The 12,920-nt window shown below is 74.3% G+C and carries 13 protein-coding genes; 6 read left to right on the top strand and 7 right to left on the bottom strand.

Annotated elements, in window-relative coordinates:
• Positions 1-123: 123 nt before the first annotated feature.
• A complete protein-coding gene (locus H299_RS35255) occupies positions 124-906 on the bottom strand; it encodes an SAM-dependent methyltransferase (protein ID WP_051262671.1) in 783 nt (260 codons plus the stop codon).
• A 264-nt stretch (positions 907-1,170) separates the two neighbouring features.
• Between H299_RS35255 and H299_RS0120585 the strand changes: the two genes are divergently transcribed.
• Positions 1,171-3,285, top strand: a complete 2,115-nt coding sequence (locus H299_RS0120585; protein ID WP_027749949.1) for a prolyl oligopeptidase family serine peptidase — start codon at positions 1,171-1,173, stop codon at positions 3,283-3,285.
• Positions 3,286-3,349: 64 nt separating this feature from the next.
• The gene (locus H299_RS0120580) at positions 3,350-3,796 is read left to right on the top strand and encodes a Rieske (2Fe-2S) protein (protein ID WP_027749948.1); all 447 of its coding nucleotides are present in this window, start codon (positions 3,350-3,352) and stop codon (positions 3,794-3,796) included.
• Positions 3,797-3,874: 78 nt separating this feature from the next.
• Here the strand turns inward: H299_RS0120580 and H299_RS0120575 are convergent, their stop codons facing one another.
• Positions 3,875-4,786 carry a LysR family transcriptional regulator gene (locus H299_RS0120575; RefSeq protein WP_027749947.1) on the bottom strand — a complete coding sequence of 304 codons (912 nt, stop codon included), beginning with the start codon at positions 4,784-4,786 and terminating at the stop codon, positions 3,875-3,877.
• A 73-nt stretch (positions 4,787-4,859) separates the two neighbouring features.
• Between H299_RS0120575 and H299_RS0120570 the strand changes: the two genes are divergently transcribed.
• Complete coding sequence (locus H299_RS0120570) at positions 4,860-5,870, top strand: DMT family transporter (RefSeq protein WP_051262670.1); 1,011 nt, start codon at positions 4,860-4,862, stop codon at positions 5,868-5,870.
• Here the strand turns inward: H299_RS0120570 and H299_RS0120565 are convergent.
• Entirely contained in the window at positions 5,861-7,180 is a 1,320-nt protein-coding gene (locus H299_RS0120565) for an aminotransferase class I/II-fold pyridoxal phosphate-dependent enzyme (RefSeq protein ID WP_027749945.1), read from the bottom strand. The two genes, H299_RS0120570 and H299_RS0120565, sit on opposite strands and share 10 nt — an antisense overlap.
• Positions 7,181-7,226: 46 nt before the next feature.
• Between H299_RS0120565 and H299_RS0120560 the strand changes: the two genes are divergently transcribed.
• Positions 7,227-7,901 carry a pyridoxamine 5'-phosphate oxidase family protein gene (locus H299_RS0120560; protein ID WP_027749944.1) on the top strand — a complete coding sequence of 225 codons (675 nt, stop codon included), beginning with the start codon at positions 7,227-7,229 and terminating at the stop codon, positions 7,899-7,901.
• 218 nt (positions 7,902-8,119) lie between these two features.
• On the opposite strand, the gene H299_RS0120555 is transcribed toward H299_RS0120560, so the two are convergent.
• From H299_RS0120555 to H299_RS35250, 3 genes are all read right to left on the bottom strand, one after another.
• Positions 8,120-9,115 (bottom strand): DMT family transporter, encoded by a 996-nt coding sequence (locus H299_RS0120555; protein ID WP_027749943.1) that lies wholly within the window; start codon positions 9,113-9,115, stop codon positions 8,120-8,122.
• Between the two features lie 158 nt (positions 9,116-9,273).
• On the bottom strand, positions 9,274-10,311 hold the full coding sequence (locus H299_RS0120545) for an EamA family transporter (protein WP_051262669.1): 1,038 nt from the start codon (positions 10,309-10,311) through the stop codon (positions 9,274-9,276).
• A 12-nt stretch (positions 10,312-10,323) separates the two neighbouring features.
• Positions 10,324-10,860, bottom strand: a complete 537-nt coding sequence (locus tag H299_RS35250; RefSeq protein ID WP_037759851.1) for an ATP-dependent Clp protease ATP-binding subunit — start codon at positions 10,858-10,860, stop codon at positions 10,324-10,326.
• Positions 10,861-11,059: 199 nt separating this feature from the next.
• Between H299_RS35250 and H299_RS0120535 the strand changes: the two genes are divergently transcribed.
• Positions 11,060-11,287 carry a hypothetical protein gene (locus tag H299_RS0120535; RefSeq protein ID WP_037759849.1) on the top strand — a complete coding sequence of 76 codons (228 nt, stop codon included), beginning with the start codon at positions 11,060-11,062 and terminating at the stop codon, positions 11,285-11,287.
• Positions 11,288-11,329: 42 nt separating this feature from the next.
• On the opposite strand, the gene H299_RS38495 is transcribed toward H299_RS0120535, so the two are convergent.
• Entirely contained in the window at positions 11,330-11,929 is a 600-nt protein-coding gene (locus H299_RS38495; protein ID WP_078512904.1) for a PadR family transcriptional regulator, read from the bottom strand.
• A 158-nt stretch (positions 11,930-12,087) separates the two neighbouring features.
• Here H299_RS38495 and H299_RS0120525 point away from each other — a divergent pair, with 158 nt between their 5' ends.
• On the top strand, positions 12,088-12,762 hold the full coding sequence (locus tag H299_RS0120525; protein WP_027749939.1) for an SUMF1/EgtB/PvdO family nonheme iron enzyme: 675 nt from the start codon (positions 12,088-12,090) through the stop codon (positions 12,760-12,762).
• The last annotated feature ends 158 nt before the right edge of the window (positions 12,763-12,920 follow it).

Here is a 12,920-nt window from a genome sequence, read left to right as displayed (position 1 = left end):
GGCTTGCAGAGGGCACCGCCCGGGCCGCACGGCCCAGGGCGTCCGGCGCTTCCCCTGCCCTCCCCCGGCTTCGCGGGAAGTCACCCCCACGCGTACGCTGGTGCTCCCCAGCAGATGCGGACGTCAGCGGAGGCGGCCCAGACCGGCGAACATGTTGGCCTGCTCGACGCCCACCGGCTTCTCGCCCGCTTCGGGGCGCCAGTGCTGCATGGGCACCACGCCCGGCTCGATCAGCTCGCAGCGGTCGGCGAACAAGGCTTCGATCTCGCTGCGGGAGCGCAGATACATGGGCACGCCCCGGCGGTTGTAGACCTCGGCCAGCGCGGTGGACCCCTGCGCCAGGTCCGCCGTCGGCGCGGTCACGGCCAGGTAGCTGCCCGGCGCCAGCGGTGCCGTCAGCTCTTCGATCAGGCCCACGGCGTCCTCGACGAACTGCAGCATCGCGATCACCGTGACCCCCACCGGGCGGCTCAGATCCAGCGTCTCGCTCAGCTCCGGTGCCGAGAAGAGGCCCGCGGGCTGCCGCATGTCCGCCTCGACATAGGCGGTACGGCCTTGCGGGGTGCTGGTCAGCAGGGCACGCGCGTGCACGAGCACGATGGGATCGTTGTCCACGTAGACCACCCGGGACTCGGGAGCGGTCTCCTGCACCACCTCGTGCAGATTCGGCGACGTGGGGATACCGGTGCCGACGTCGAGGAACTGGCGGACACCGCCCTCGGTGGCCAGCCAGTGCGCCATGCGCCGCATGACGGCCCGGTTGACCCGCATGCTCGTCCACAGGCCCGGCCAGACCTTCAGCGACTCCTCGGCCGCCTCCCAGTCGACCGGGTAGTTGTCCTTACCGCCCAGGACGTAGTCGTAAATCCGAGCCGAATGCGGCACCGTCGTATCCACCTCAACCATGGCCAGCCACCTCTGCCTTCCGCCTCATCTCGCGCGGCGGTCATTCTGCCTTCCGGCGCGCGACAAGGGAAATGAGGCGACGTCAGGAAGTGACTGCCCGTCAAGAACCTTCGGCTGTAAGGGAATCGGCGCGCGCACCACCCGGTACGGCCGTGGAGCGCCTCCTGCACCCCGAGGGGCGGCATTCGTGTCGGCCCCGGTGCCGAATACCGGCCCACGCAGTCGTGGCACCCGCCGCCGACCCCATGTGCGAGAGTCCCCGCCATGGACGCCTCGATCACCCACCCTGGGTTCCCCCGCCACTTCGCCCGTACCCGACGCTTCTCGCTCGGCACGGTGAGCCACCTCACCGTCTCACCGGACGGCACCCGCGTGCGCTTCGTGCGGTCCACCGGGAGCGAGGACCCCGTCGGCCGCCTGTGGGTGTGGGAGGACGGAGCGGAGCGACTGCTCGCCGACCCGTACGCGCTGGGCGCGGGCACCGGCGGCGCGGTGACCGCGCATGAGCGGGCCCGCCGCGAGCGGACCCGCGACATGGCCGAGGGCATAGCGGAGTACGCGACGGACGCCGCGGGTGAGTTGACGGTCTTCGCGCTGGGCGGGCTGCTGTGGGCGGTGCGCGACGACGGGCGGGCGCCGGTGACGGTGCCCGCCGCGGGCCCTGTCGCCGACCCGCGGCCCTCACCCGACGGGCGGCTGATCGCGTACGTGACCGGCGGCGAGCTGCGGGTGGTGGCGCCGGACGGCAGCGGTGACCGGCTGCTGGCCGCGCCGGAGGACACGGAGGTGACGTACGGGCTCGCCGACTACATCGCCGCCGAGTCGATGGGGCGGCTGCGCGGCTACTGGTGGGCGCCGGACTCCTCGGCGCTGCTGGCCGCCCGGGTGGACACGTCCGGGGTCGGGCGCCGCTACTTGAGCGACCCGGCACGGCCCGAGGCGCCGCCGCGCGTGCTGCGCTACCCGACCGCCGGGACGGCGAACGCCGACGTGTCGCTGCACCTGCTGCCCCTGGCGTACGGCGCGCCCCGGCACGAGGTGCGCTGGGACCGCGCCGCCTTCGAGTACGTGGCGGCGGTGGACTGGGACGCGCACGGTCCGCTGGCGGCCGTGCAGAGCCGGGACCAGCGCACCCTGCGCGTGCTGGCCGTCGACCCCGCAGACGGCGCGACCCGGCTGCTGCACGAGCAGCGCGACCCCCACTGGGTGGAGCTGGTGCCGGGTACGCCCTGCCGCACCGCCTCGGGCGCGCTGGTGCACCCGATCGAGAGCGAGGACACCCGGCGGCTGGCCGTCGGGGGCGGGACGGTCACCCCGCCGGGGCTCCAGGTGACCGGCGTGCTCTCGACGGCGGGCGAGGAGGTGCTGTTCACCGGCACCGACGACCCGTTCGAGGAGCACGTGTGGCGCTACTCCCCCGGCGCGGGATGCGTCCGGCTGAGCGGGCGGCCCGGCAGGTTCCAGGAGGCGGCGAGCGGTGGCGCCACCACGGTCCTGAGCGGCCTGACGGAGCACGGCCAGGAGGTGACGGTGCTGCACGGGGACGGGCGCGCGGACGGCGCCGGGGCACGGATCGGCTCCCTGGCGGCCGACCCGGCGGTGCCGCCCCGCCCGGAGTACCTGACGCTGGGTGAGCGGCGGCTGCGCGGCACGCTGTTCCTCCCGTCCGGGTACGCGGCGGGCGGGGCGGGACGCGCGGAACTGCCGGTGCTGCTGAACCCGTACAGCGGGCCCGGGCTGCGGCTGGCGCTGCGGGCGCGGCACTGGCACGCGTGCGTGTCCCAGTGGTTCGCCGAGCAGGGCTTCGCGGTGCTGGTCACCGACGGGCGCGGGACCCCAGGACGCGGCCCGGCCTGGGAGAAGGCCGTACGCGGGGACCAGCTGACGCCCGTGCTGGAGGACCAGGTCGACGCGCTGCGCGCGGTCACCGCCGCCCGTCCGTACCTGGACCCGGACCGGGTGGCGATCCGCGGCTGGTCCTTCAGTGGCACGCTGGCCGCGGCCGCCGTGCTGCGCCGCCCGGACGTCTTCCGCGCCGCCGTCGCCGGGGCCGCGCCGACCGACCAGCGCCTCTACGACACACACTGGAAGGAGCGCTTCCTGGGACACCCGGAGGAGGAGCCGGAGAACTACGACCGCTGCTCGCTGCTGGCAGAGGCCCCGGCGCTGAGCCGCCCGCTGCTGCTGGTGCACGGGCTGGCGGACGACAACGTGGCCGTCGCGCACACGCTCCGCTTCTCGGCCGCCCTGCTGGCGGCCGGCCGGGAGCACTCCGTGCTGCCGCTGACGGGCGCCTCGCACATGGTCAAGGACGAGACGACCGGGGCGCGGCTGCTGGAGGCGGAACTGCGGTTCCTGCGGACGGCCCTGTGTCGCTGAGCGCTGGGGCGGGCGGTTCCGTAAGAAGCTGAGAACCGTGCCCGACCAGACAGGAAGTGCCACCATGAACGACAGCGCACCCACCCCCTCCCGCCGCGGTGTGCTCGCCGCGGCGGGGGCCGCCGGTCTCGGGGTCCCCCAGGCCGCCTGCGGCGACGGCTCCGGCGGGGGCGGCGAGAGCGGAGGCGAGCGCAGCGGCAGCCCGCGGCCCGAGGAGAGCAAGGGCGTGGAGCTGGGCCGTACCGCGCAGATCCCGCGCGGCGGAGGCCGGATCTTCGCGTCCCGGAAAGTGGTGGTCACCCAGCCGGAGGCGGGCGAGTTCAAGGCGTACTCGGCGGTGTGCCAGCACCGGGGCTGCCTGGTCAGCTCGGTGGCGGACGGGACCATCAACTGCGCCTGCCACGGCAGCCGGTACGACATCAGCGACGGCGGGGTCGCCCGCGGCCCGGCCACCAAGGGGCTGCCCGAGGTGAACGTGTCGATCGCGGACGGACGCATCCTGCTGGGCTGAGACGGCCGTCGCGAACAGGCCCGGACCGGCCCGGGCTGACCGCAGCCGGAGCCCGGGGCCGAGGCGCGCCGCGCGCCCTCAGCAGGTCGGCTCGACCTCCCGCGCCGCCAGCCGGAGCGCGCCTGCCGCCGCCCGGATGGAGGGGCGCCGGTCCGCGTCCTCCCGCCAGATCGCGTAGACGTGCCGCTGCATCGTGTGCCGGACGGGGACCACCGCGACCCCCTCGGGCACCTGGCCGCGCCCGAGCCGGGGCGCGACCGCGACACCCAGCCCCCGGGCCACCAGAGCGAGCTGGGTGTGGTGCTCCTCCGCCTGGTGCGCGATGCGCGGCTCGATGCCGGCGCCGCGCAGGGTGAACATCAGCCAGTCGTGGCAGAACTCCCCCTCGGGCCAGGAGATCCACTCGTCCTCCGCGAAGTCGACCAACGCGACGTACGGCCGCCCGGCGAGCGGATGGCCGACGGGCATCGCGACGTCGGCGATGTCGTCGTGCAGCGGCGCCTTGGCGAGGCCGCCAGGGAGGGAGAGCGGCCGGTTGTGCCAGTCCAGTACGACGGCCAGGTCGATGTCCCCGCGCACCAGGAGCCGGACCGACTCGGCCGGTTCGCGCTCGGTGAGCCGGGCGCGCAGCCGCGGATGGTGCTCGCGCAGCAGGGCCAGAGCCGCCGGGAAGAGGCCGCGGGCCGCGGTGGGGAAGGCGGCCAGCAGCAGTTCGCCGACGGCCTGCCCGCGCTGCGCCTCCAGTTCGGCGTGCGCGAGTTCGAGCTGCGAGAGGATGCGCTCCGCGTGCCCGGCCAGCAGCCTGCCCGCGTCGGTCAGCCGGATGCCGCGGCCGTTGCGGGTCAGCAGCGGCTGGCCCGTCTCCCGCTCCAGCTTCGCCATCTGCTGGGAGACGGCGGAGGTGGTCACGTGCAGCGCTTCGGCGGCGCCGCCCACCGAGCCGTGGCAGCTGACCGCGTGCAGGGTGCGCAGTCTCTCCAGGTTCAACATGTAAGCGACACTACGTCGTCGGCGAAAGAAAATCTCGCTTGTGCTAAAGCTTCTGTGCGGGAAGCGTGGAGCCATGGACTCAGCCGCGCGCATCCGTTCGCCCCACCGGACCGGCGGTGCTCCCCGGGCAGCCGCCGAGCCCGCCGCGGCCGGGTCCGCCACCGGCGCGCGGCCGGACAGGGCCCGCCGGGGCCTCGACTGGCGCGTCCGCTTCGGGGTGCTGTGCCTGGTGTGGGGCTTCAGCTTTCTGCTGATCAAGATCGGCACCCAGGCGTACGCGCCGCTCCAAGTGGCCTTCGGGCGGCTGCTGTTCGGTGCCCTGGTGCTGGTGGCGGTGCTCGCGCTGAAGCGACAGCGGCTTCCCCGCGCTCCGCGGCTGTGGGCGCATCTGACGGTTTCGGCGTTCTTCATCAACGCCCTGCCCTACTCCCTCTTCGCCTACGCCGAACTGTCCATCTCCTCCACCCTGGCGGGCATCATCAACGCCACGACCCCGCTGTTCGCCATGCTGCTCTCGCTCGCCGCCCTCTCCGAGGACCGGCCCACCCGGCGCAGCGTGGCGGGGCTGGTGCTCGGCTTCGCGGGCGTGCTGACGGTGCTCGGCGCCTGGCGCGGCTTCTCCGGCCAGGACCCCGCGGGCACCGCGATGGCGCTGGGTGCCGCCGCCAGCTACGCGGTCGGCTGGCTGTACGTGCGCAGAAATCTGGCGGGCAGCCCGCACTCCCATCTGTCCATGTCCAGCGGCCAGTTGCTTCTGGCCACCGCGCAACTGGCGGTGGTGACGCCGCTGTTCACCTCGGTGCCCGACTCGTCTACCGCCGGTCCGCTGCTGGCGGTGGCGGCGCTGGGCACGCTCGGCACCGGGCTGGCCGTCCTCATCCAGTACGGACTGGTCGCCGAAGTCGGCCCGACCACGGGTCAGTTGGTCACCTACTTCATCCCGGTGGTGGCGACTGTGGCGGGTGTCGTACTGCTGGGCGAGCGGCTCAGCTGGAACACGCCGGTGGGTGCCGTCGTCATCCTGCTGGGTGCCGCTCTCACCCAGAGCCGGCCCGGCGCCGCCCGGCGCCGCCGTCAGTCGTAGCGCCGGCCCCCGGCCGGCCGCAGCGCCGCCGCGACGGCCTCGGCCAGCGGCCCGGCCTCGGCCGGGGACAGCCGGGAGACGGTCAGCCGCACCCCCGGCGGCGACCCGGTACGAAAGCGCGCGCCGGGAGCCACCGCCCAGCCCGACTGGAGCAGCCGGGTCACCGCGCCGGTCTCGTCCGGCACCGGCACCCAGACGTTCAGTCCGCTGCGGCCGTGCGCCGGCACCCCCCGCACCGCCAGTTCGCGCACGAGCGCCGAGCGCCGCTCCCCGTAGACCCGGGGCACCTCCGCGCCGACCGCACCGGTGGCCCACAGGTGCGCCACGGCGTCCTGGAGCAGGTGGCTCACCCAGCCGGGACCCAGCCGCTGCCGCCCGCCCACCCGGTCGTGCGTGACGGCGTCTGCGGTCAGCACGGCCAGGCGCAGGTCGGGGCCGTACGCCTTGGCGGTGGAGCGGACGAACGCCCAGTGCGCCGTGGCACCGGCGAGCGGGTGCAGGGGCAGGTCGACGATGCCGTGCCCGTGGTCGTCCTCGATCAGCAGGGTGTCCGGATGCGCGGCCAGCACCGCGCGCAGCTCCGCCGCGCGGGCCGCACAGACCGCCGCGCCCGTCGGGTTCTGCGCGCGATGAGTGATCACCAGGGCGCGGGCCCCCTCCCGCAGCGCCTTCTCGACGGCGGCGGGAAGCGGGCCGTCGTCGTCCAGCGCGACCGGTGCGGCGCGCAGCCCCAGGGCGGGGACGAGATCCAGCAGGCTGCCCCAGCCCGGGTCTTCGACGGCCACCGTGTCCCCGGGGCGCAGATGCGCGGCGAGCACGCGCTCGATGGCGTCCAGTGATCCGGAGGTGACGGCCACCGGTCCGCCGGGGACGCCGCTCGCGTCCAGCGCCGCGCGAGCCGCCCCGGCCAGCTCGGGGGTGACGGCGGGCGCGCCGTAGAGCACCGGGTCGCGCCGGGCGGCCACCGCGAGCGCCTCGCCCAGCGGGGGCAGGAGCGCGGGGTCGGGATTGCCCTGCGAGACGTCCCGCACCCCTGGCGGTACCTCGACCCGCAGGTCCTCGCGGGGCGTGCTGGCAGGCCGCGCGCGCACCCGGCTGCCGCGCCGGCCACCGGTCTCGATCACCCCCCGCTCGCGCAGCGAACGGTAGGCGGCGGCCACCGTGTTGGCGTTCACCCCCAGCGTGGCGGCCAACTCGCGGACGGGGGGCAGCGCCTGACCGGGCGCGAAGCCGCCGGAGCCGACGCCGCGCTCCACGCTGGCCGCGATCTCGGCTGCGCGCCGCCCTTCGATCGTATATTCTCCTAACACAAACATAATTATGCACTAGTACAAAAGATTCCGCAAGGAGACCCGCATGTCCGACGCCCCCGCCCCCGGCTCGTACGCGGTGACCGAGCGCACCGTGCCCACCCGCAACCAGGACCGGGCGTCCTACGACCGCCCCCTCGTACACGCGATCCTGGACGCTGGCTACCTCTGCCACCTGGGCTTCGTCCGCGACGGAGCGCCGGTCGTGCTGCCCACGCTCTACGCCCGCGCGGGCGAGCGCCTCTACCTGCACGGCTCCACCGGGTCCCGGCCGCTGCGCGAGGCGGGCCGTACGGACCCGGGGCTGCCGGTCTGCGTCACCGTCACCCACCTCGACGGACTGGTCCTGGCCCGCTCCGCCTTCCACCACTCCGTCAACTACCGCTCGGTGGTCGTACACGGCACCGCCCGCGCCGTCACCGACCGGCAGGAGTGCGAGGCGGCGCTCGACGCGCTGGTGGACGGAGTGCTCCCGGGCCGCGCCGCCGACTGCCGCCCGGCAAGCACCAAGGAGCTGGCGGCCACCGCCGTGCTCGCCCTCGACCTGGTCGAGGTGTCGGCCAAGGTGCGCGCCGGCGGCCCCGGGGACGAACCGGAGGACGTCCCGCTCCCCTACTGGACGGGCGTCCTGCCGGTCACCACCGCGTACGGCGCTCCGGTACCGGCCGACGACCTGGCGCCCGGCACGGCCGAGCCCGCCTACCTCCACGCGCTCGGCTGACGGGCGCGCACCGCGTGTGCGTCCTGCGCGGTGTTCCTCATGCACGTCCGCGCGGACAGGCTGGCCCATCAGCGTGCCGCGCGCCGCTGCCGGGCGCAGCTGCTCGACGCGGGCTTCGCGGACGTCACCATGGCCGGCGACCCACGCACAGACGTGGATCGCCGACCAGCGTCAGCGCGCCGCGTCGGGGCGGTTCCTGCTGACCGTGCCGCTCTTCGTCACCGCCGGGCGGCGCTGAAGCCCACCTCCCACAGCGCGAGAGCGGCGACCGTGACCAGCAGCAGCAACGTGCCGGCGGCGGTCGCCGCGGTCAGCCGCTCCCCCAGCAGCGCGACGGCGATCACGGCGGCGCTGACCGGCTCGATGAGCATCACGACAGAGACCGTGGCGGCCCGTACGACCGCCGCCCCGGCGAAGTAGAGCGCGTAGGCGAGCGCGGTCGGCACCGCGGCCACGTACGCCAACAGCACCAACACCAGCAGCGGGTCGGCGGTGTGCGGCAGGAGTCCCTCGGCAGCACCGAACGGCAGCAGGCAGACCGCGCCGACGGCGAACGAGCGGACCGTGGTGCCGAAGGCGTCGCCGTTCACGCCGGTCCGCCCCTCCCACCGGGTCAGCAGTGTGACGAAGGCGTAGCCCGCCGCCGACAGCAGCGCCAGGGCGACCCCGAACGGCTCCACCGCACCGTCGCCGCCCTCGGCACCCTCACCGCCGCCGAAGTAGAGGATCAGCAGGCCCGCGAGCGCGCCCGCCACGGCGGCAAGCCCGGACCGGCCGAGCCGCTCGCCCAGAGTCAGCCGGGCGCCGAGCGCGATGAGCACCGGTCCGGCCCCCAGGGCGACGACCGTGGCCACGGCCAGTCCGGTCCGCTGCACGGAGGCGAAGTAGGCCGTCTGGAAGACGCTGAGCCCCACGCCGGTGGCGAGGGTGCGGGCGGCACGCCGCCGCCAGGGCTCCCGCCCGGGCAGGACGGCCGGTGCCGCGGTGGCGGCGGTACGGGCGCGGAGGGCGCGCGGCGCCGCCACCGCGAGCAGCAGCGCCAGCCCGCCCGCGTAGCGCCAGAACGACAGGGCGAGCGGCCCGAGATCACTGGAGCGGTAGAGGAGGGCGGCAGCCGCCCCGGCTGTGCCCCAGGCGGCACCGGCCACGGCCAGGAAGAAGAGGCCCCGCCGGACGGGAAGTCCGGCGGCAGCGGAAAGGGCAGAAGGAAACACGTGTGTACTCCGCGCGGTTCAGGAAGTGGTCGCATGAGCCGTATGCGGGCAGCGACTTCCTGCGCGGCGGCGGTGTCCCGATCCGCGGCGCGGTCCTCGTCAGCTGGCCGCTCTAGGCGACCGGCGGAGTGATCACACTGTTGTGCATGCCCGAGACCCTACGGCGCGTCCGTCTCCACCGGCAAGGCGTTTCCTGACCGCGCCTCGCCCGCACCCGGGGGGCCCGACGCGACGGGGGCGGGCGACGGCGGCTTCGGCGCGGAACTCTGCGCGATGAAGGCGCCCGCCAGCACCAGGGCGCCGCCGACGGTCTGCGGCGCCGAGAGGTGCTCACCGAGCAGTATCCAGGCGAGCCCGGTCGCAACGACCGCCTCCAGGCAGGCGACCACGCCCGCGACCTGCGGCGAGAGCCGCCGTACGGACACCACCCCGGTCAGGTACGCCGCGACGGTCGCCACCAGGACGATCCAGGCCAGCAGCAGCCCCGCCGGTACGGACGTGCCGTCCAGGTCCGCTCCGCCGCCGAGCACGGCCCAGTCCATCGTCCACGGCCGCGCCACCACGGTGAGCACGACGGCGCCGATCAGGAGGCCGTAGGCGATCACGCCCAGCGGGTCCGGGGCCTCCCGGCCGTCCGCGCCGTCGCTGCCGTGGTCGGACAGGACGAAGTAGCCGACCTGGCAGCAGGCCGCGCCGAGCGCGAGCAGCAGCCCGACGGCGTCGAAGCTCAGCCCCGACCACACCTCCACGACGCACGCCAGCCCGCCGACGGCGAGCACGACCCCGACGGCCGCCGCCCGCGTGACCGGGCGGCGCTGGACGAAGCGGACCCAGCCCAGCACGAGGGCGGGCGCCAGGTATTCGATGAGCAGGGCGACCCCGACGGGGATGCGGGAGATCGCCGCGAAGTAGCACGCCTGCACGCCCGCGACGGCCAGCAGCCCGAATCCGGCGAGCAGTCCGGGACGGCTGCGCAGCAGCCCCCGGTGGCGCCAGGCCAGCGGCAGGGTCACCAGGGCCGCGCCCGTGACACGCAGCCAGGTCACGTGCAGCGGGTCCAGGCCCGCCTCGATCAGCGGCTTGGCCGCGGGGCCGGAACCGCCGAAGGCGAAGGCGGAGAGGAGGGCCAGGGTGAGGCCCGCCTTCCGGCGCTGCGCGGCGCGAGGCAGGGGAGACGGGGGCGAGGTGGCGTGCATCGGCACATCATGTCAAGCACCGACAGGAGTGTCACCCTGTTCACACCTGTCGTGGAAGCGGTCCGCGAGCCGCTCCACGTCGATACCCACCCGCCGCAGCACCTCCACCGCGCGGCACTCCCCGTCCCGCAGCAGGGCCAGGAACAGGTCCACCCCGTCCGCCCGCGCCGCTCCCCGCTCCCGTGCCCGCGTCACCGCCCGGCCGAGCGCGGTCACGGCCGCAGGGGACCAGCCGGGCACCCCGTCCGCACACACCACCGGGAGCGCGCCGGAGTCCTCGACGGTGCCCTGCCAGCGGAGCCCGTAACCGATGCTGCGCTGGACCAGATAGCCCAGGAGCCTGCCCGCCTGCGGGCCGCCGTCGAGCAGGCGGACCACCTCGGGGTCGTCTTCCAGCAGGCCGTGCAGCAGGTGGGCGGTGTCGATCTGCTGGTCGGCGTCACGGGCCGCACGGCGGCGTGCCGTGGTTATCACCGAGACCAGTTCCGCGCTGAACTGGTACTCGGCTTCGTGGTCGGAGGGCCCACTGGACGGCGTACGGCTGTGCACCGTCCCACCTGATCACAACGGGAGTTCCCGGACATCCTCGCTCAGTGGCATATGCCAGTACCCCCCAGGTCGGGCACCGGGGCGCGCCGCCTCCTCCCTGAGAAGGAGAAGGCAACCTCACCCGCCCGCCGCTCGTCCCCCCTCGCGGCAGCGGTGACCCGCTCCGGCAGCATGCCCTCCGCCCGGCCCGAGGAGACCGATGCCCAGCACCGCCCGCCCCACCCTGGACTGCTGGCTGGTCGGCCTGGCCGCAACGGACGGCAAGCAGTACGTGTACCGCGTGTACGCGCCCGCCGACGCGCTTCCCGGCGACCTCTTCTGGGCCGCCTTCCACTGCCACGACGACCTGCGCCTGCCGCGCGCCAACGACTCCTTCGACACTGCCAGGATCTGGCGGCCGACGGGCCGGGCGGGCAACCGGAACTGACCAGACGTCAGACCGGCGGCCCGCCAGGCCCACCCACAGTCCTCAGTCCTCATCCTCGGCCAGGATCAGATAGAGCCGCTTGCGGGCGTCGTTGACCACACCGAGCGCCTTCTCGCGCTGCTCCGGCGTGCCCGTGGCCCAGACCTGCTTGAACGCCTCGATCAGCCCGCCGCCCGCCTTGCGGATCTCGTTCATCGCCTCCCAGTCGACACCGCGGCCGGCCTCCTCCCAGGGGGCGTCCGGCGCGGCCTCGGCCTCGGCGCGGCCCGCCTCGGTGAGCGCGAAGAGCTTCTTGCCGCCCTCGCTCTCACTGGCGATCAGCCCCTCGTCCTCCAGCAGTTGGAGCGTGGGGTAGACGGACCCGGGGCTCGGCTTCCAGGCGCCGCCACTGCGCTCGGCGATCTCCTGGATCATCTCGTACCCGTGCATCGGACGGTCACCGAGCAGCTTCAGGATCGAGGCGCGTACGTCCCCGCGCCGCGCCCGACCGCGCGGGCCGCCGCGACCGCGGGGCCCGAAGGGCGGGCCGCCGCCGAACGGAGGCCCGAAGGGGCCGAACGCCGCGCGCCAGCCCTCCGACTCACGGGGACCGCAGCCTCCACCGCCCCGGCCACGGCCATGCGTATGTCCCTGTGCACTCATCGCTGTACCTGCCTTTCGGATCTCTCTTTGATCGGTCGCGATGTTTCAACGATATATCGCAACTGTTCTTACGGCAACCCTCGGAACCGGCCAGAGCCAGGGCCCCGCGGGCGGGCCGCACGTCTCGCCCTGGCGGGGCGCGCTAGGATCTCCCGATCATGGACCTGACGACGGGGAACGAGATGATCGCCATCCCGCCGGGACGGGTGACGCTGTCGGACCGGCGGACACAGCGCAGCTGGCCCGTCGACCTCGCGCCCTACCAGCTCGCGGCGTTCCCGGTCACCCAGGCGCGGTACGCACAGGTCACCGGCCGGCGTCCGAGTGCCGCCCGCGGGGACCAGCTGCCCGTCGAGTGCGTCTCCTGGTGGGACGCGGCCCGGTTCTGCAACGCCCTGTCCCGGTGCGACGGCCTCACACCCGCGTACCACTTCCTTGCCGGGGCCGAGGACATCGAGTGGGACGCGTCCGCCGACGGCTACCGGCTGCCGACCGAAGCCGAGTGGGAGCACGCCTGCCGGGCCGGGACGGCCGGGCCGCACTACGGAGAGCTCGACGAGATCGGCTGGTACCGCGGCAACTCACACGAGCGCGTCCGCGAGGTGGGCGGCAAACGCCCCAACGCGTGGGGGCTCTACGACATGCTCGGCAACGTCTGGGACTGGTGCTGGGACGTCTACGACGCCGAGGTCTACGGTGCCTACAGGGTGCTCCGCGGCGGTGGCTGGTTCGATGAGCACTGGAGCTGCCGGGCCTCCGCGCGGCGCCGCAGCCACCCGGATTTCCAGGTCGACGACGTGGGATTCCGCGTCGCGCGTACCCTCCCGCGCTGATCCCCCTCGGGTGCGCAGGCCCCGCCACCGGCGGACCGCGATCGCCGGTAGCGGGACGGCACGGCCCTCACCTCCTAATGATGTTGTCAAGCCGCCACTGTGACCGGGAGTTCACGTTGGTAGCACCTTCCGTCACGGATCAGAGCCCACACAACGTT

The sequence above is a fragment of the Streptomyces sp. CNH287 genome, assembly GCF_000424825.1.
The sequence above is the reverse complement of the archived record's forward strand: the minus strand, read 5'-3'. Positions and strand labels throughout refer to the sequence as shown.

Coding starts and splice junctions, on each gene's coding strand:
- H299_RS35255 (WP_051262671.1), bottom strand. CDS start 906: ATGGTTGAGGTGGATACGACGGTGCCGCATTCGGCTCGGATTTACGAC.
- H299_RS0120585 (WP_027749949.1), top strand. CDS start 1,171: ATGGACGCCTCGATCACCCACCCTGGGTTCCCCCGCCACTTCGCCCGT.
- H299_RS0120580 (WP_027749948.1), top strand. CDS start 3,350: ATGAACGACAGCGCACCCACCCCCTCCCGCCGCGGTGTGCTCGCCGCG.
- H299_RS0120575 (WP_027749947.1), bottom strand. CDS start 4,786: ATGTTGAACCTGGAGAGACTGCGCACCCTGCACGCGGTCAGCTGCCAC.
- H299_RS0120570 (WP_051262670.1), top strand. CDS start 4,860: ATGGACTCAGCCGCGCGCATCCGTTCGCCCCACCGGACCGGCGGTGCT.
- H299_RS0120560 (WP_027749944.1), top strand. CDS start 7,227: ATGTCCGACGCCCCCGCCCCCGGCTCGTACGCGGTGACCGAGCGCACC.
- H299_RS0120545 (WP_051262669.1), bottom strand. CDS start 10,311: ATGCACGCCACCTCGCCCCCGTCTCCCCTGCCTCGCGCCGCGCAGCGC.
- H299_RS0120535 (WP_037759849.1), top strand. CDS start 11,060: ATGCCCAGCACCGCCCGCCCCACCCTGGACTGCTGGCTGGTCGGCCTG.
- H299_RS38495 (WP_078512904.1), bottom strand. CDS start 11,929: ATGAGTGCACAGGGACATACGCATGGCCGTGGCCGGGGCGGTGGAGGC.
- H299_RS0120525 (WP_027749939.1), top strand. CDS start 12,088: ATGGACCTGACGACGGGGAACGAGATGATCGCCATCCCGCCGGGACGG.